Genomic DNA, 18,304 nt, shown 5'->3' on the forward strand with positions numbered 1-18,304 from the left:
GGAGGCAGCCCTCGAAGCCCGTGGTTCACCCGGCTCGAGTAGCTGCCTCCAAGCTCAGCCCTCCGGCGGGTGGACGGCAAGAGCCGCCCACCGCGCGAACGAACGTCAGGCCTTCTCTACGTCGGCCCAGTTAACCTGGTTGAGCAGGTTGAGCTTGACGTTCTTCACCTTCGAGGAGTACCCGAAGTTGCTCCGGTAGAAGTAAACCGGGATGTACGGGAGGTCCTTGATGAGGATGTCGTCGGCCTGCTGGTAGAACTTCAGGCCCTCGGCGGCGTCCGAGGCCTGGTCACCCTTGGCGACCAGGGCGTCGAAGTCCTTGTTGGAGTAACCACCGTAGTTCGAGCCGGTGCCGATGGAGCCGGTGCCGAAGATCGGGGTCAGGTAGTTCTCGGCCGACGGGTAGTCGATCGACCAGCCCATGCGGAAGAGGCCCTTGTACTCCTTGGCGTCCAGGGCGTCCAGGATGCCCTGGAACTTCTCGAACGGCTTCGGCGTGACCTCGATGCCCAGGTTGGCGCGGAGGTTGTTGGCGACCGCCTCGATCCACTCCTTGTGGCCACCGTCGGCGTTGTAGCCCAGCTCGATGGTCTTGGGGCCCTTGGCGGCGTCGTACAGCTTCTTGGCCTCGGCCGGGTTGTACGTGCACGCGTCGCAGGCGCCCTGGCGGTAGCCGGGGATGGCCGGGTTGATGAAGTCGTCGGCGGGGGCGCGGGTGCCGGAGAAGACCGTCTCGGTGATGGTCTTCCGGTCGATGGCCAGCGAGATGGCCTTACGGACCTGCGGGTCCTTGAACTCGGGGTTGTACTGCAGCGGAACGCCGATGTAGCCCACGGCGGCGTCGGGCTCGTCGTGGTAGCGGTCGCCGAGCGCGGACTTGGCGGTGGCGATCGTCGACGGCGGCAGCGAGTCGTGGATGTCCAGGTTCTCGGCCTGCAGGTCGTTGAACGCGGTCTCGGAGCTCGTGTAGACCTTGAACTGGAGCTTCTTCCAGTTCTTCGGCTTGGGGCCGGTGAACTTGTCGTAGACCGTCAGGTCGATGGTCTGGTCGGTGCCCTTCTTGTAGGGCTTGTCGAGCTTGAACAGACCCTGGCCGATCGGCTGCTCACCGTAGGCCTGCGTCACCTTGCCGTCGGGGCCGAGGGCCGACTTCGGCATCGGGTAGAACGCGGTGTAGCCCAGCATCGTCTTGAACTGCGAGAACGGCGCCGTGAGCGTCACCTCGAGCGTGGAGTCGTCGACGACCTTGAGGCCCTTCATCTCCTTGGCCGTCGGCGTCTTGCCCTCGCCCGGGTGGACGTCGGCGTAGCCGTCGACGCGCCCGAAGAAGAAGGACGAGCTCATGGCGTTGTCCTGCAGGGCCGCGTAGTTCCACGCGCGAGCGTAGTCGGCGGCGACAACCGGCGTGCCGTCGTGCCACGTGTAGCCGGACTTGAGCTTGATCGTCCAGACCTTGCTGTCCGACGTCGTGATCGACTCGGCGGCCTCCTCGACTGGCTGCTTGTTCTCGTCATAGTCCACCAGCGGCGAGAACACCGCGGCGAGGACCTCGGCGCCTTCAGTCTCCGTCGTGTTCTGCGGATTCAGGAGCTCCTGGGGCTCACCGATCTCCATGCGGACCGGCGTCTCCCCGCCGCCCCCGGCAGCAGTGCCACCACTGTCAGAGGCACCGCCGCCACACGCGGCAACCGCGAGGGCGAGCAGCGCGGTACCGGCGACGATCTGTGCGCCCTTAGTAACACGCATGGTGAAAGAATTCCTCCCTCTACAGGTGGGCGTAAGCGCTGAGCTGCGGTGATCGTGAGCAGCCTGACGGGGGGATCCTGGTTTTCCCCCCGGGTTTGGCTGACATGGTCAAACCAGCCGACGCCCTGCCAGTCGATCGCGACTATCCCTTACTACTTGCCACCAGGGAGTCTCTGGCGCGTTGCAGTTCGGTCACACGTGTGCCAATCCAGCGTCACAGACATTCAGCCCAACGGGCAACAAATCGTACAGAGCCCGTGTAAACGGTACGGCCGGGACGTGAACAGACGATGAAAATTACCCTCTACATGAGAGTGGTCGCGCCCTTGCCAGCGCACCGCGCCTCGCTGGGCTACGGTTGAGCAGGTCTTGACGGCACCTTGGGAACCGAGTGTCCCGGGGCTCCGTCCAACTGACGCTGCCGCCAACCCGCGCGGCAGGCACCCCACCGACCGGGATCCAATAGAGTCCTTGCCATGAGCCAGCCGGAATCCGCTGTCGCGGACGCCCAGGCGGGCGGCCGAAGCGGGCAGGAGCCGCTGGCCAAGCTCGCCAAGAGATACGGACTTCGCCGTGCCATCGCGCGGCCGAGGTTCCCTGTCTACATGCGCCAGCTGTGGGAGCGGCGACACTTCATCCTGACGTACGCGACCTCGCGCAACGTCTCGAAGTACACCAGCTCGGCCCTCGGCCAGCTGTGGCAGGTGCTGACCCCCCTGCTCAACGCCGGGATCTACTTCCTGATGTTCGGCCTCATCCTCGGCGGCAGCAAGAACATCCCCAACTACACGGCGTTCCTGCTGACCGGGATGTTCGTCTTCACCTACACGCAGCGCACGGTCACCGCGGGCGCCAAGTCGATCTCGGGCAACCTGTCGCTCATCAGGGCGCTCCACTTCCCCCGCGCCTCGCTGCCGCTGGCCTACACGATCCAGGAGCTCCAGCAGCTCGCCATCTCCATGGGCATCCTGCTCGTCATCGTGACGCTCACAGGCGAGTTCCCCAACTGGTTCTGGCTCATGATCCCGGTGGTGCTGCTGCTCCAGACGATGTTCAACATCGGCGCCGGCCTGATCGTCGCCCGGCTCGGCGCCTCGATGCGGGATCTCAACCAGCTGCTGCCGTTCATCACCCGCACCTGGCTCTACGCCTCCGGCGTGTTCTTCTCGATCCAGGACAAGGTCGTCGGTTCCGCCGGGCTACCCCAGTGGGTGGCCAATGTGATGTACATGAATCCGGCGGCTTCCTACATCGAGTGGATGCGCGAGATCCTCATCTCGACGCACAATAAGGAGTTCGGCCACCACCCCCCGACCATGGTGCTGGTGTCTTGCGTATTCTGGGCGGTGTTCGCACTCGGTTTCGGCTTCTGGTACTTCTGGCGGGCCGAGGAGAGGTACGGGCGTGGCTGAACTTACCAAGGAGCTGTCACAGGTGAAGGGCGAGAAGCCCGCCGTCACCGGCAAGGATGTGAGAGTGCATCCCGATCCGGAGCCCCAGGGCAAGCGGCCACTCGACGTCCCCACGGGCACTCCGACCGTCATCGTCGACGATCTCCACATCGTCTACCGCGTCTACGGCGCGGCCTCCGACGCCGAGAAGGGCAACGCGGTCAACGCCCTCACGCGCATCCTCAAGCGCCAGGGCCGCCCGCAGATGAAAGAGGTCCACGCGGTCAAGGGCGTGACCTTCGTGGCCTACCACGGCGACGCCATCGGCATCGTGGGCCGCAACGGCTCGGGCAAGTCCACGCTGCTGCGCGCCATCGCGGGCCTGCTCCCGCCGCACAAGGGCGCCGTCTACACCGACGGCCAGCCCTCGCTGCTCGGCGTCAACGCGGCCCTCATGCGCGAGCTCACCGGCGAGCGCAACATCGTGCTCGGCTGTTACGCCATGGGCATGACGCCCGCCGAGGTCCGCGAGAAGTACCAGGAGATCGTCGACTTCTCCGGCATCGACGAGTTCGTCCAGCTCCCCATGTCCACCTACTCCTCCGGCATGGGCGCGCGGCTGCGCTTCGCCATCTCCTCGGCCAAGACCCACGACGTCCTCCTCATCGACGAGGCCCTGGCCACGGGCGACCGCGAGTTCCGCAAGAAGAGCGAGGAGCGCATCCGCCAGATCCGCGAGTCCGCGGGCACCGTCTTCCTCGTGGCCCACGACCTCAAGGTCATCGAGGAGACCTGCAACCGCGTCATCTGGCTGCACAAGGGCAAGATCAGGATGGACGGCGACCCCAAGGAAGTCATCGCCGCCTACAACAAGGGCTGACCTCTCTCACGGCGCGATCGCCGCCGCCCACGGCTCGGAGCCGCCCCCCGCTCCGGCCCGATGCCCTGCCGGGTTACGGCCACAAACACCGACATCCTTGCGCTTTTCGCTGTTGTGTGCGAAACGCGCGCGACTGCAGTGGCAAAAGACTGACATCGTGCCTGCCGTTCCGATAGGATTCGAACGTCAATTCGATCCGAGGTACGCTGATGGAGTGGGAGCGCGCGATGGTGGAGCTTTCGACCGCGATCGACCACCTGGCCACCGAGGATGTGGCCGAGATTCCCCGGATACAGCTCGCCGAGCAGCTGCTGGAGCTGCACTGGCAGATGGCCAGGCTGCAGGCCCAGATAGCCCGGCGCACCGGCGTCCGCCTGCCCTGAGCCCACCGACCCGCCCGTAATCACGACAATCACCCACTCCGAAGAGCACCACCCGGCCGTCCCTCTGGAAGGTTGACGGCACGCCGTGACGGCGGCCGGCCGCGTGCGGGTCAGCGGGCGTCACCCTGGAGGCCGCCGGCCACGTGCGGCGGGTGGTGCCGGCCGTGCTCCGCCGTACAGGATGGGGGTTTTCGAAACCCCCGGAGACAGCGCAAAGAAAACGCCGCCGACCCCATGTGTCGGGGTCGGCGGCGGGCTCGTGCGACGCCGCTGCCCTGCAGTGGCGGCGCGCTGCGCGAGCCAGGGCGTGGGCGCGTCCGCCCAGGCCCGTCATGAGACCTGCCCGCTTGCGCGGGGTCTCGCCACCCACGCGCGCCAGTACCGTCGGCGCTCGGCACCTGTGAGCGCCCCGCCGGCCTGCCGCGTCGGTGCGAGAAAGCCCCCAGTCGGCCCCCTGCCGCGCCGGAGCGCCGGCGTTCCCAGTCAGCCCCCGCCGACCTACCGCACCAGAGTGACAGCACCGGGCCTGCCGGACGGGAACGGACGGCACGCGGACCGCCGTTCCAGCGCTACGGCACGCGACGTGCCACGTCGCGGCAACGACACCGGGTCTGCCGCGCCAGAGCGCCGGCAGCCGCCCCGGCCCGGGAAAGGGAACACGCCGTTCAGGGAACAGCTGGGGCGCCCGAACGGGACCGCCTCGCAGCCGGTACGGCCGGTTCATGGGCGTCGGCACCTAGGACGCCCGCGAACCGTCATCCCGGCCCTCGGCGAGCCGCCGCTCTACGGCACCTCCCGTCGCGTCTAGTCGCGAATCCAGGAGTCCCGCACCGAGCTCGTCAGCGAGTCGGTGGACCATCCGAGCGCGGTCAGCACGTCACCGTAGGTGCCGGTGGCCTTGGTGCCGTTGGCGGACACGACGCCGGAGGTGTCCTCGACGAGCGGAGTGAGCTCGTCCACGGAGGCGGCCTGCGCGGTGCTGGGCAGCGCCTCGATGACCGGAGCCATCTCGACCGGAGCCACCTGGCCGACCATCGGCGACAGCCGGCCGCTCGCGGCGTGCGGCAGGGCCCGCCTGGCCGCCTCGCCGAGGCCGGCCACGGCCGACTCGGCCGACAGGGACTCGAGGCCCTTGCTGGTGCTGCTCATGGTCTTGGCCGTGGCCGCGCTGGTGCCCAGGACGCTGGATCCGGTGCCCGGCAGCACGCTGTTGTTGTTCAGCTTGTCCATCGCGTCGCCGAAGGACGTGTTGAACAGGCCAGTCGCCGCGTCGTACGCGCCGCGCAGGGTCGCTCCCTCGCTCAGGACCTGGCCGCCGTCCTGCTTGCCGGCCTTCACCGAGGTCGCGACGGGCTGGGACATGCGTGCCGCCCCCGACAGGACGGGCACGGGCAGGGACTCGGTCAGGCCCCCGCCGCCGAGCGAGAACCCGCCGACGATCGGCGACAGCTCCGGCAGCGGACCGCCGAAGTTGGTGACGTCCTCGGCCGCGTTCGGCGTGGTGGAGTACCTCTGCCGGTTCTCGGCTGCGATGTCCCGCTCGACGTCCGTCATGGGCCGGCTGGGCCGTGCCGCGGACTTGGACTGAAGGCCGCCGCCCAGCAGCCCGTTCAGCTGGCCGCCGCCGATCAGGCCGCCCAGCAGGCCGTCGGTCAGGCCGCCGCCCAGCAGGCCGCCGAGCGGGCTGTTGGTGCCGCCGCCGTCGTTCCTGACGGTGTTGTTCCCGACTTCCGCTTGTGCCGGCACGGCCAAAGCCGCCGCCAGGCCGAATACTGTGACGGCGACCGCCGCCTTGACTACTCGATTCATGATTGCCTTCCCGGCTCGTGATCGATCGCTCTCGAATGCGGTGGAAATGCGAATCGATAACCCCCGAATGCCGTGGCGGGCGCGCTATGGGCACCACACGAAGCGTGCCGTCACGGCTGAGCTACGCCAGCAGTTCTACCACTCACCGTGATCGGCCGCAGGCGCATGAAAGCCCATGTAGCAGGGGTTTGCAGGCCGGTTACCGAGTAAAGGGAGAGGGTTGAGCGGGGAGACAAAACGGGAAATAGACGGGTCTAGTTTCCGATATTGCGCGGGCTCGGTTCGGCTTCACGAGCGCGCCGGTTCGGATCTCGCGCGGGGAAGCTTTGGATCGCGTACACGAAAACTTGGAGCGGATCCTGGGAAATGCGCGTCGCCGGCGGCCCGTGAACAAAGGGTCGCGAAAACAAATGTCACGGGCCGCGGGCGCGGATTTTCGGTCGCGTGGACGCGGGCGACCGGTCAGACGGGCAGCAGCGCCCCGGCGGGCTCGAACGGAAAACGTTCGGCGAAGGCCGGGCGCAGATCCGTCAGCCAGACCGCCGACGGGTCGTAGCGCGCGAAGAACGGCCGCCCCACGAGCGAGGGGTCGCGCGCCTGAATGAAGTGGAGCATGAACACCTGCTCGCCAGCGATCTCGGTGACGCCGTCGACGCACACCTTGCCCGGTGTGGCCGACATCGACGGCCCGCGGACCGTGCGACAGAGCCCGGAGACGGTCGAGTACGCGTCCCTGAAGATCTCGTACGCGCGCGCCAGCGGCACCGCGAAGTAGTCCTGCGGCCCGGTGTCACGCTCGACGAACATGTAATACGGGATCATCCCCATCCGGAGCTGCCGCCGCCACATGTGCGACCACACGGCGGGGTCGTCGTTGATGGACCGGATCAGCGGCGCCTGGGTCCTGATCGTGGCCCCGCTGCCGAGGATGCGCTTGACGGCCGACTCGACCAGCGGCGACTCCAGCTCGCGCGGGTGCGTGAAGTGGGCCATGAACGCGAGGTTCTTGCCCGCGTTCACCACCTCCTCGAACAGCCCGAGCGTGGCGTCGGCATCGGGGTCGGTGGTGAAGCGCTGCGGCCAGTAGGCCAGCGCCTTGGTGCCGATCCTGATGGACTCGAGCTGTTCGAGATCCAACAAGGGCTCGATATATCGCCTGATGACGGGCTCGCCCATGATCATCGCGTCACCGCCGGTGATCAGGACGCTGGTGACCTCGGGATGCTGGCGAATGTAGGCCACCATCTGGTCGATGTCGTCGGAGGCGAACTTCAGGTCGGCGTCCCCCACGAACTGCGCCCATCTGAAGCAGTAGGTGCAGTACGCGTGACAGGTCTGCCCCTGCTTGGGAAAGATCAGCGCGGTCTCTGAATACTTGTGCTGCATGCCAGGCACCGGTTCGTCGCCCATCGTCGGGACGTTGAGCTCCTTCTGGCCCGCGGGGTGCGGGTTGAGCTGTGCGCGCACCCGGTTCGCCTCCGCCTGGATCTCGACGTTCGGCGCCTCCGCCTTGAGCAGGTCCGCCAGCCGGGCGACGTCGGTCGCGGGAAGCATGTCCTCCTGCGGGAAGACGAGCCGGTAGATGGGGTCGTCGGGCGCGGCCGACCAATCTATGAGTTCATCGACGACGTAGGCGTTGGTCCGGAACGGCAGCACCGTGGCGACGGCGCGGACCTTCAGCCGCTCTTCGTCGCCGAGTCCCGCACGCTTCAAGAGCTCGTCAAGATGCTTGGACGTGTACGCCTTGAAGCGCCGCGTGCCAGCTTGGTTCAAGATCACTAGGCCGTTCCCATCTTTTTTGTTCGATCGGATGTAAACCTCACGACCCTGTCGCGCGTCTACGGTTCTTAATACCCGGACGCTGTCAGGCACGTCAGCGGTTCCGCTGGACTCCAAGTTTTCCTTGAGGTTTGTGGGAACTCGCGACATATCGCGATTGGACATACACTGATTTACTGTGATCCCTGACCCTGACCAGCGGGCCTCAGACGCCGACCGCGACCGCGTGGCCGCGGCCCTGTCGGAGGCCCTCGCCACAGGAAGACTCACCAGCGTCGAGCACGCCGACCGCCTGGACGTCGCCTACGCGGCGAAGACGGTGGGCGAGCTCGTCCCCCTCACCCGGGACCTGCCCGAGGTGTCCGCGTCCAGCGTGCCCGCCGCCATCGAGCAGCAGGTCATCGACTCGAAGTTCAGCAAGATCGTCCGCAAGGGGCGGTGGGTGGCCTCCCGCCACACCCGGCTGTCCGCCCGGTTCGGGGCACTCATCATCGACCTCTCGGACGCGGTGCTGCCCGGCCGCGAGATCACCATCGAGGCGGACGCCTGGTTCAGCAAGCTGATCGTGCGGGTTCCGGACAACGCGCACGTGATCGACGAGGGCAGCTCGATCTTCGGCAAGCGCAACGTGACGGGCGGCTCCGAGGCCGACGGGCCGCTGATCCGGGTCACGGGGGCGTCGAGGTTCTCCAAGGTGATCGTGTCGCGCGGGAAGGACGACTGGAACCTCCACTGATCCGCCGCCTCGAAGCTCTCGAGAAGCCCACTCCCGTTCACCGACGGCGCCGGCCCGGCAACGCCCACCATGACGCCGCCGCGCCGCCGATTCAGCAACGCCCGCTTTGACGGCGCCGCGCCGCCGGTTTGCAGCTGCCGCCGTCGCGGACCCGGGGGATGCGCCGCGCCCTCATGCGCCCGGCGGATGCGCGTCCCGCCCTCCCGCGCCCGGCGGATGCGTCGCACCCTCATGCGCCCGGCGGTTGTGCGTCGCACCGTCATGCACCCGGCGGATGTGCCTCCCATCCTCATGCGCCGTGGCGGATGTGCGCCGGGATGTCGCGCCCGGGGTGCTCGCGCAAAAGCGCCGCAGACGCCGGCGCCCAGCGCGGCAAGCCCCGCCCCGGTCGCGCAAATGCCGGGTGCCATGCCGCCAAGCCCCCGGACGCCGCAGACGCCGAAGCCCAATGCCGCAGACCCCGCCCCGAACACCGCAGACGCCCGGGCCGGTGCGGCAAGCCCACCCCCGACGCCGCAAGCGCCCGAACCCCGATGTGGCGGGGTCCGGAGGCGGTGCGGTAGGGGCCGGGAGCGGGGCGATCCAGGTGATGGGACCCAGATGTGGGGGTCGGGTGGGATGGTCGGCGAGACTGGAAGAGGCACTCGGGGGAACCAACAGGGCCTACCCGCCGGTTAACCTGACACCTGCCTTGCCTACGATGCGGACATACCGAGCCCGCGTTCCGGTCAAGCCGTGGCGGCGGGCTCGATGCCGTACGAGGTGATCATTGTCCGACAGCAGGCCCATCGCGATCGACGCCATGGGCGGCGACCACGCACCGCACGAGATCGTGGCGGGCGCGGTGCACGCCGTAAGGGAGCGCGGTCTGTCCGTCGTGCTCGTCGGCTCGCCTCGCGTGCTCTACGAGGCGCTCGCTGACCACGACGCCACCAAGGAGGTCCCGATCGTACGGGCCGAGGAGGCGCTGGCCATGGACGAGGGCGCGCTGGCGAGCCTGCGCCGGCCCCGTTCGAGCATCGCCGTCGCCTGCCATCTCGTACGCCGCGGCGACGCCGCCGCGGTCGTGTCCGCGGGCTCCACGGCGGGCATCGTGGCCACCGGGAGGCTACGGCTCAAAGGCCAGCAAGGCGTGCTCAGACCGGCCATAGCGGTCCCCATCCCCACCCTCCCCAACCCCACCGTGCTCATAGACGCGGGCGCCAACGCCGAGGTCAAGCCGGAAATGCTGGTGCAGTTCGCCCATCTGGGGACGGCCTACGCCGAGCTCGCGTACGGCATCGAGACGCCCAGGGTCGGCCTGCTCACGATCGGCAGCGAGGCCGAGAAGGGCAACAAGCTCGTCAAGCGTGCCCACGAGCTGCTGCAGGCCTCCCCCGGCCTCCGGTTCGAGGGGAACGTCGAGGGACATGACCTGCTGACCGGCAAGGTGGACGTGATCGCCACTGACGGGTTCACCGGGAACGTGGCGCTGAAGACCATGGAAGGCGCGGTCCGCTACGCCTTCTCCGAGCTCAGGGCGGCCGTCACCGACAGCAGGCTGGCCAGGCTGGGCGCCGCGATGCAGCGCTCGCGCATCCGCGAGCTGCGCCGCCGCCTCGACCCCGAGGCGTACGGCGGCGCCGTGCTGCTCGGCCTGAACGGCACCGTCGTGATCGCCCACGGCTCGTCCAGGGCCGACGGGATCAGCGCGGCCTGCAAGCTCGCGGCAGACCTGTCCTCGGTCGGAATCGTGGCCCGCATCGGCGACAAGACAGCCACCACACATCGCTCCCACAGGTTGTGGTGACACCGTAGGGTGTGACCGATCCACAGAAACAGGGGGTTATGTGGACCGGCTCTCCACAGTGGCCAACGGCCTCACTTCGGCACAGGTGGCGGGGGCGAAGCCCAACCATGTTCCGCGGCGGTCGAGCAGGTCGCTGAGCGCGATCGTCAGGGCGAACGTCTTCACGCTGTTCAACCTCGTCATCGGCGTGCTCTGGGCGCTGGTCCTGATCTTCGGTGAGTGGCAGGACAGCCTGTTCGGCCTGGTCATCGTGGCCAACGTGCTGATCGGCATCGTCCAGGAGCTACGTGCGAAGCGGACGCTCGACAAGCTCGCGGTGATCAACGAGGCGCCCGTCCGGGTCCGGCGGGACGGCGAGGAGCGGCTGGTCCAGCCACGGCAGCTGGTCTTAGGCGACCTGATCCTGCTCGGCCCTGGCGACCGCCTGCTGGTGGACGGCGAGGTGGTCGAGTCTGACGGGCTGGAGGTCGACGAGTCACTGCTGACCGGCGAGGCCGACCCCGTGCACAAGCAGCCCGGCGACGGGGTCCTGTCGGGCAGCTTCGCCGTGGCGGGCGCGGGCGCGTTCGTGGCCACGCGGGTCAGCACCGACGCGTACGCGGTGAAGCTCGCGGAAGAGGCGAGCAAGTTTCACCTCGCCCATTCCGAGCTGCGCGAGGGCGTGGCGAACTTCATCAAGTACATCACCTGGCTGGTCATCCCGATCGGCGCCCTGCTGATCTACAGCCAGCTCAAGCACTCCGCCGACTTCGGCACCGCGATCACCGGCGCGGTCGCGGGCATCGTCACCATGATCCCCGAGGGGCTGGTGCTGATGACCTCGATCGCGTTCGCCGTCGGCGTCGTACGGCTCGGCCGCCGCAAGTGCCTGGTCCAGGAGCTGCCCGCGATCGAGGGCCTGGCCAGGGTGGACGTGCTGTGCCTGGACAAGACGGGCACGCTCACCGCCGGCGGCATGGACCTCGACCAGGTGCTGCCCCTGCGCGACGACCATCCGATCGAGGACGCGCTGGCCGCCCTGGCCCACCTCGACCACTCGCCGAACGCCACCGCCCAGGCCATCCGGGCCCGCTACCAGGGTGCCCGGGATGGGTGGACGGCCGGTGAGACGGTGCCGTTCTCGTCGGCGCGCAAGTGGAGCGGCGCCGACTTCGGCGAGCGGGGCGCGTGGGTGCTGGGGGCGCCGGACGTGCTGCTCGACGGCGGGGACGCCTACGACCAGGCCGCCGGGCTGGCCGCCACCGGTGCCCGCGTGCTCGTCCTGGGCCGCGCCCGCACCCTGCCCGCACCTCAGGCGAACGGGACGCGCATCAAGGCGGATGGGGCGGACATTGAGGCGAGCAGGGCAGACGTCGAGGCAGGCGGGGCAGACGTCGCGGCGGGCGGGGCAGACGTCGAGGCGGTGGCGCTCGTCACGCTCAAGCAGCGCGTCAGGCCCGACGCCCACGAAACCCTCCGTTACTTCGCCAAGCAGGGCGTCACCGTCAAGGTCATCTCCGGCGACAACCCCACCGCGGTCTCCGCCATCGCCACCGGCCTCGAGATCCCGGACGCGCACCGTTCGATCGACGCCCGCGACCTCCCCTACGACGATGAGGCCAAGCTGGGCGAGCTGCTCGACTCCCACACCGTGTTCGGCCGCGTCAGCCCCCAGCAGAAGCGGCAGTTCGTCACCGCGCTGCAGGCCCGGGGCCACACCGTGGCCATGACGGGCGACGGCGTCAACGACGTGCTCGCGCTCAAGGACGCCGACCTGGGCATCGCGATGGGCGCGGGCAGCCCGGCCACCAAGGCGGTCGCGCAGGTGGTGCTGCTCGACGACAAGTTCGCCACGCTGCCGCACGTCGTGGGCGAGGGACGGCGGGTGCTGGCCAACATCGAACGCGTCTCCAACCTGTTCCTCACCAAGACCTTCTACGCGATCGTGCTGTCGCTGCTGGTCGGCGTGGCCGGGATCATGTTCCCGTTCGCGCCCCGCCACTCCACCCTGACGAACGCCCTGACCATCGGCGTCCCCGCGCTCTTCCTCGCGCTCGCGCCCACGTTCGAGCGGTCGAAGCCAGGATTCGTCCGCAGAGTGCTGCGCTTCGCCGTACCAGCCGGGATTCTGTGCGCGGCGGCGGTGCTGCTGTCGTTCTGGGCCGCCCACAGCGGCACGTCCACGCTCGTGGAGGATCAGACGTCGGCGGTGATCACGCTCTTCCTCACCACCTGGTGGGTGCTCGTGCTGATCGCCAGGCCGCTCAACTGGTGGCGGATCGCGCTGGTCGCCTCGATGGCGGCGGCGTTCGCGATCGGGTTGACGATCCCCTTCGTCCGGCATTTCTTCGCCCTCGAACCCGGCGACCTCAGCGACGATCTGACGGCCGTCGGCATCTCGATCGTGGCGGCCGTAATGATAAGCGTCGCTGTCAAGGTCGCCGGTACCCTTAGAACATGACCGACCCGCAGATAGTGCTCACCGAGCGCGTCCAGCAGGCGCTGGCGCGCGCGTTCGGCCAGGAGCACGCCGACGCAGATCCGCTGATCCGGCCCTCCCAGTTCGCCGACTTCCAGGCGAACGTCGCGATGAGCCTGGCCAAGCGACTGCGACGGGCGCCGCGGGAGGTCGCCGAGGCGATCAAGACGGAGCTGTCCGACTTCCCCGGCACGATCGAGGTCAGCGGCCCCGGCTTCCTCAACATCACCCTCGACGACTCGTGGATCGAGTCCGAGGCGACGCGGATGCTGGCCGACCCGCGGCTCGGCGTCGGCACGATCACGCCGTCGCAGACCGTGGTGATCGACTACTCCGCGCCCAACGCGGCCAAGGAGATGCACGTCGGCCACCTGCGCACCACGATCGTGGGCGACTCGCTGGCCCGCCTGCACGAGCACCTCGGCAACACCGTGATCAGGCAGAACCATTTGGGCGACTGGGGCACGCCGTTCGGCATGCTCATCGAGCACCTGCTCGAGATCGGCGAGGAGGCCGCGGTCGCGCAGCTGGAGGCCGGTCAGGGCACCGAGTTCTACCAGGCGGCGCGGGCGAAGTTCGACTCCGACGACTCCTTCAGGCAGCGCGCCCGGGTGCGGGTGACCACGCTGCAGTCGGGCGACGCCGAGACGATGCGGCTGTGGCACGTGTTCATGGAAGCCACCATCCGCTACTTCAACAAGGTCTACCAGTTGCTCGGCGTGACGCTGACCGATGCCGACCTCGCCGGCGAGAGCATGTACAACCCCATGCTCCAGAAGACGTGCGACGACCTCGAGGCGTCCGGGGTGGCGGTGATCAGCGACGGCGCGCTCTGCGTGTTCCCGCCCGGCTTCACCGGCTCCGACGACAAGCCGCTGCCGCTGATCATCAGGAAGAGCGACGGCGGATACGGCTACGCGACCACCGACATGACGGCGATCCGCTACCGCGTCCACGACCTGAAGAGCGAGCGCATCCTCTACGTCGTGGGCAACGAGCAGGCGCTGCACTTCCGGATGGTGTTCGCCGCGGCGCGGCTGGCGGGCTGGCTGCCCGACTCGGTCTCGGCCGAGCACGTCCAGATCGGCATGATGCTGGGCAAGGACGGGCGCCGGTTCAAGACCCGCTCCGGCGAGTCCGTCAAGCTGATGGACCTGCTCCAGGAGGCCGTCGACCGGGCCACGGCGGCCATCGCCGACCGGGGCTACGACGAGGCCACCACGAAGGAGATCGCGCACGCCGTCGGCATGGGCGCGGTGAAATATGCCGATTTGTCGGTCAGTCACGACAGCGAGTACGTCCTCGACTTCGACCGCATGATCAGCTTCACCGGCAACACCGGCCCCTACATGCAGTACGCCACCGCCAGGATCCGCTCCATCTTCCGAAAGGCGGGGATGGCTCCGGCCGACGCGACGGGCCCCATCGTGCTGGCCGCGCCGGCCGAGCGCGCGCTGGGTCTCCAGCTGCTCGGCTTCGGCGAGCTGGTCTCCCAGGTCACCACCGAGTCCGAGCCGCACCGGCTGTGCAACTTCCTGTTCCAGACCGCCAGCCTCTTCAGCACGTTCTACGATGAGTGCCCGGTGACCAAGGAAGGCGTCGACCCGGAGACCAGGCAGCACCGGCTGGCCCTGTGCAAGCTGGTCCTGGACGTTCTGGAGAAGGGGCTCGACCTTCTGGGTGTCCCTGTTCCCGAGCGTATGTAACAGGCAGTTGGCTCAAAGCCCGCAGATCCGCCGTGGGCGCGCCTTCACCTGGTTGGCGCGCCCGAACGGCTAGGCTTTACGCGGTCATGAATTGAGGCCGAAATGGGGGAGTTCTCTGCCTTGAGCACGGACCTGACTGCGAGCCCCCAAGCGGCTACGGAGTTGCATCGTTACGCTGAGGCGCTGCTCGCTCACCTCGCCGCCAAGGGCTCCGCGCCTCCCGCCGCACCAGGTTTTCGCGATATACCCGGCTATTGGCTGCCCCCGGCCATCGAAGCGCTGGTCGCCATCCTCGCGGGCGAAGACCCGCTGGAGCCGCTGAGCAGGGCCGCCGGGCGTGACCAGCAGCAGACCGCGCTCTTCCTCTGCCTGGCACTCGCGGTGTCCGGGCAGGGCAGCCGTATCCACGCCTCCTGGCTCGGCACCGCCTTCGGCGAGCTCTCACTCGACTGGCCGGTCTCCCACGGCCAGCGCTCGCTCTGGCTGGCGGCCGCCAGGGGGGCGTACGGCCCCGCCGGCAAGATCTTCGTACTGCGCAAACTCGACGCCCTGGCCGTCCAGGAACACGCCGACCCGGAGCAGTGGGTGCAGGCGCTGGTGCCGGGCGAGCCGTCGGTCGTTGTGCCGCCGTCCCTGGTCGACTTCCCGGAGATGGCCGAGATCCCCGAACTGGCCAGACCCGCCGTGGCGGCCGCGCGCCTCGCGAGACTGCGCGGGCGCTGCGCCGAGATCACCTCGACGCGGCAGTCCGAGCAGGACACCGCCATCTCGCTCGACAACAGCACCGGCAGCCCGGCCGCCAGCTGGGCGGAGGACGAGCCGCTCGCCGTCCTGCGCTTCCTGATCGGCCTCGGCGGCCCGGCCGGCCCGATGGCCTCGCTCAGCTCGTACCTGCTCGAAGACCTGCGCCCCGGCTCCGACCCGCACCTCGCGGCGATCGCCCTGCACGTGGCGGGGCCGATCCTGCGTGGCGTGGCCGAGGAGCTCGAAGCCGACAGCCGCCTCGCGCCGCCCACCACGCTCACCATCGCCCTTCTCGGCCACCGCATCCACCTGCGCCCGGAGGGCCCCGAGGCGTCGTCGCTGGCCGCCGCCGAGGCCGCGATCATCGCGGACGGCGTCATGCCCCGCCCCCGCCCATGGGCGGCCATGCTCCTGATCGTGGCCGGCATCGCCTGCCTCGTCGGGGCGGTGATCTCCAGCAGTCTGTTCGCCGCCGCGGCGGTGGCCATGATCGGCCTGGCCGGGTGGCAGCTCTGGCAGCGCCGCAAGCTCGTCGAAGCCGACGTCCGGTACGTGGCCGCCCAGGTCAGCGAGCTGAAGGAGCTGGCTGAGGGGGCGGTGTGGGCCCTGCACGCGTACGCCAGGGAGGCGGACGAGCGCGCGAAGCAGGCCACTGAGGACGCGACCGAGCTCACCCGCCTCATCCGCCGCGGCCCCCGCGCCAGCTGACCCCGCCGACCGTCAGCTCACTCCCGCCCACCACACCGGACGTCACCGCCCATCGACCGTGTGAGACACAGGCAGGACGTTTCCGATCGTCGATCGCCTGACGAATGGACCGCGCGCTTCCGGCTGTCGCCGCTTGACGGGCCGACGGCACGCTTACGGTCGTTGGCCGCTTGACGGGCCGACGGCACGCTTACGGTCGTTGGCCGCTTGACGGGCCGACGGCACGCTTACGGTCGTTGGCCGCTTGACGGACCGACGGCACGCTTACGGTCGTTGGCCGCTGACGAACGGGCAGAGCGCTTCCAGTTGTCGGCCTTCTGGCGACACGGGGCGGGCTGTTTGCGCCATCGGCTGCTCGGCAATATCGGCAGGACGCTCACGGTCATCGGGCCGCTCGGTCAACGGGCTGGAGGCTCGCGTCCAGCGACCCGACCCTCACTCAACGTAGTCGACGCTTGCAGCCACCGAATCCTCGGCGAGCGGAATGGACGCTTGCGGCCGTCGGAGCGCTCGGTCAACGGGCTGGAGGTGGTTCAGCAACCCCTCACTCAACGCAATGGACGCTTGCAGCCACCGAACCCTCCGCGAGCGAAGTGGACGCTCAATCGGCCTGGGCATGTCGCCGGGCGGGATGGTGGGGCTGCTGCTGCCCGGCTCCGGCCAGACCTGCGCCGCTCTGCTGCCAAACTCCGGCCAGACCTGCGCCGCCCTGCTGGGCGCCCAGGCCGTCGGTGGCCACCGGGGCGCTCGGTCATCGGGGTGGACACTTAGGGTAATCGGCTCGGGGGCGGTCCCGGCAGCGTGCCGCGGGCGGGTCGCTCGTCGGGAAGCGGCCCTTGATCAGTCGGCCGCAACTGGGTTGACCTGGGAGGTTGGTCGTCGTCGAGAAATCGTCCAGGAGCCAGCGGACCGCGACTCGCCGGCGGCTCGCCTGAATGGCCCAGGTCGGTGGCGCATCGACGATCCGCCGCCGTACCCGGCCACCGGTTCGACCCCGCCGGGCGGTCGTGGTCAGCGCAGCCCGCCTCTGCGCGCCGACCACGGCCCAGCGGCCCGGTTACCACACTCAGGTGGTCTCGATCTCCACGTGCGCCGGCGCGAGCAGGAAGACGCGGTCGGCGATGCGCTCGATCCGCCCTTCGCACCCATAGGCCAGCCCGGCGGCGAAGTCGACCATCCTCGTCGCCTCAGGCATGGCCATGCCCGAGACGTCCATGATCACCGTCTGTCCGTCACGGAAGTGCTGGCCGATCAACGGCGCGTCGTTGTACTTGAGCGGCTGGACCATCACGATTCGTGACGAGTCGACGTTCGCGCGCCACCGCCTGGCGGCCCGCTCGGTCGCGGGGACGTACTCGTCCTCGTAGTTCTCGTCGTCGTCGTAGCCTTCGTCGTAGTGATCGACCCCGCTCAGGCCAAGGTAGCTCACCACCTTGCGCACTGCCCCCATCGGCTTGTCCTTTCCTCAGGAACTCACCGTAATCGGCACGTCCCTACACATTGGACGGTAACCGACGATTCCGCATTCGCCACGCGACACGCCCAGCCCTAATTCCATTTTGTACAGCTTGCAGCCCGCTTGCATCTGGATATCCGACCACCGCCCGCCAACGGTCACGTGTGCGCCTCTTCGCTGTCGACGCCTTCACCAGCAAGGCTTTCCAGCCTAATCGCGCGGCCCGCCGCCTGCTGGGCTCTCCGGTTACTCATGGGCGGATGCAGAGAGTAGCCATCGGGAGGAACCACTCGGAGCCTCACCAATTCGCCCTCGCCGGCTCCTTCTCGCCGCCGAAGTCACCCTCTGTGGTCACCCGCCGAGCGCGCCCGACGCGCGTCCTCCATTCAACGGAGGCAACGGGGCCGGCACTCGAATTCGCTGCGGCATGCAGACCGATGCGCAGCGGGCCGGATGAGTGCGGCGGCACACGTATGAGAATGCGGCGCCCGGAGCCGACGCCTCGGGCGCGTAGACACCCGTCCCGGGTGTCGGGTACGGGCGGCCAGTCGGCCGTACGAGAGAGCGCCTCACAGCTCCCCCTGGACGCACAACACAAAAAAAGGGGGTCCGACGCCCAAGGCGTCGAACCCCCTCCAAAGATTGTCCGGCGGCGACCTACTCTCCCACACCCTCCCGAGTGCAGTACCATCGGCGCAGAGAAGCTTAACTTCCGGGTT

General features: G+C 68.6%; 12 protein-coding genes. 8 read left to right on the forward strand and 4 right to left on the reverse strand.

From position 1 onward, the window contains the following. Positions 1–105: 105 nt before the first annotated feature. Positions 106–1,614, reverse strand: a complete 1,509-nt coding sequence (locus ACFKCF_RS59490; RefSeq protein ID WP_394506102.1) for an ABC transporter substrate-binding protein — start codon at positions 1,612–1,614, stop codon at positions 106–108. 608 nt (positions 1,615–2,222) lie between these two features. Here ACFKCF_RS59490 and ACFKCF_RS59495 point away from each other — a divergent pair. The 3 genes from ACFKCF_RS59495 to ACFKCF_RS59505 all read left to right on the forward strand — a co-directional run bounded on the left by ACFKCF_RS59495 (position 2,223) and on the right by ACFKCF_RS59505 (position 4,400). Further along, on the forward strand, positions 2,223–3,158 hold the full coding sequence (locus ACFKCF_RS59495) for an ABC transporter permease (protein ID WP_394506104.1): 936 nt from the start codon (positions 2,223–2,225) through the stop codon (positions 3,156–3,158). Then, the gene (locus ACFKCF_RS59500; protein ID WP_394506106.1) at positions 3,151–4,017 is read left to right on the forward strand and encodes an ABC transporter ATP-binding protein; all 867 of its coding nucleotides are present in this window, start codon (positions 3,151–3,153) and stop codon (positions 4,015–4,017) included. The genes ACFKCF_RS59495 and ACFKCF_RS59500 overlap by 8 nt, the downstream gene beginning before the upstream one ends. A 209-nt stretch (positions 4,018–4,226) precedes the next feature. Beyond that, positions 4,227–4,400, forward strand: coding sequence for a hypothetical protein (locus ACFKCF_RS59505; RefSeq protein WP_192788369.1), 174 nt, complete (start codon positions 4,227–4,229; stop codon positions 4,398–4,400). An 804-nt stretch (positions 4,401–5,204) separates the two neighbouring features. Here the strand turns inward: ACFKCF_RS59505 and ACFKCF_RS59510 are convergent. Both ACFKCF_RS59510 and ACFKCF_RS59515 read right to left on the reverse strand, forming a co-directional pair. Beyond that, entirely contained in the window at positions 5,205–6,209 is a 1,005-nt protein-coding gene (locus ACFKCF_RS59510) for a hypothetical protein (protein ID WP_394506108.1), read from the reverse strand. Positions 6,210–6,671: 462 nt separating this feature from the next. Beyond that, on the reverse strand, positions 6,672–7,988 hold the full coding sequence (locus ACFKCF_RS59515) for a KamA family radical SAM protein (protein WP_394506110.1): 1,317 nt from the start codon (positions 7,986–7,988) through the stop codon (positions 6,672–6,674). Between the two features lie 178 nt (positions 7,989–8,166). On the opposite strand from ACFKCF_RS59515, the gene ACFKCF_RS59520 reads away from it, so the two are divergent. From ACFKCF_RS59520 to ACFKCF_RS59540, 5 genes are all read left to right on the forward strand, one after another. After that, positions 8,167–8,724: a DUF1707 domain-containing protein gene (locus tag ACFKCF_RS59520; RefSeq protein WP_394506112.1), complete on the forward strand. Its 558-nt coding sequence runs from the start codon at positions 8,167–8,169 to the stop codon at positions 8,722–8,724. Positions 8,725–9,493: 769 nt separating this feature from the next. Further along, positions 9,494–10,513 (forward strand): phosphate acyltransferase PlsX, encoded by a 1,020-nt coding sequence (gene plsX / locus ACFKCF_RS59525; RefSeq protein ID WP_394506114.1) that lies wholly within the window; start codon positions 9,494–9,496, stop codon positions 10,511–10,513. 40 nt (positions 10,514–10,553) lie between these two features. Continuing rightward, a complete protein-coding gene (locus ACFKCF_RS59530; RefSeq protein ID WP_394506115.1) occupies positions 10,554–12,953 on the forward strand; it encodes an HAD-IC family P-type ATPase in 2,400 nt (799 codons plus the stop codon). Continuing rightward, a complete protein-coding gene (gene argS, locus ACFKCF_RS59535) occupies positions 12,950–14,677 on the forward strand; it encodes an arginine--tRNA ligase (RefSeq protein WP_394506117.1) in 1,728 nt (575 codons plus the stop codon). Before ACFKCF_RS59530 ends, argS begins: the two co-directional genes overlap by 4 nt. A gap of 162 nt (positions 14,678–14,839) precedes the next feature. Next, on the forward strand, positions 14,840–16,129 hold the full coding sequence (locus ACFKCF_RS59540; RefSeq protein ID WP_394506119.1) for a hypothetical protein: 1,290 nt from the start codon (positions 14,840–14,842) through the stop codon (positions 16,127–16,129). A gap of 1,066 nt (positions 16,130–17,195) precedes the next feature. Here the strand turns inward: ACFKCF_RS59540 and ACFKCF_RS59545 are convergent. Continuing rightward, positions 17,196–17,579 carry a cell division protein SepF gene (locus ACFKCF_RS59545; protein WP_350742559.1) on the reverse strand — a complete coding sequence of 128 codons (384 nt, stop codon included), beginning with the start codon at positions 17,577–17,579 and terminating at the stop codon, positions 17,196–17,198. Between the last annotated feature and the right edge of the window lie 725 nt (positions 17,580–18,304).

Origin of the sequence: Nonomuraea sp. JJY05 (genome assembly GCF_043496855.1) — a bacterium.
Taxonomy (GTDB): Bacteria; Actinomycetota; Actinomycetes; order Streptosporangiales; family Streptosporangiaceae; genus Nonomuraea.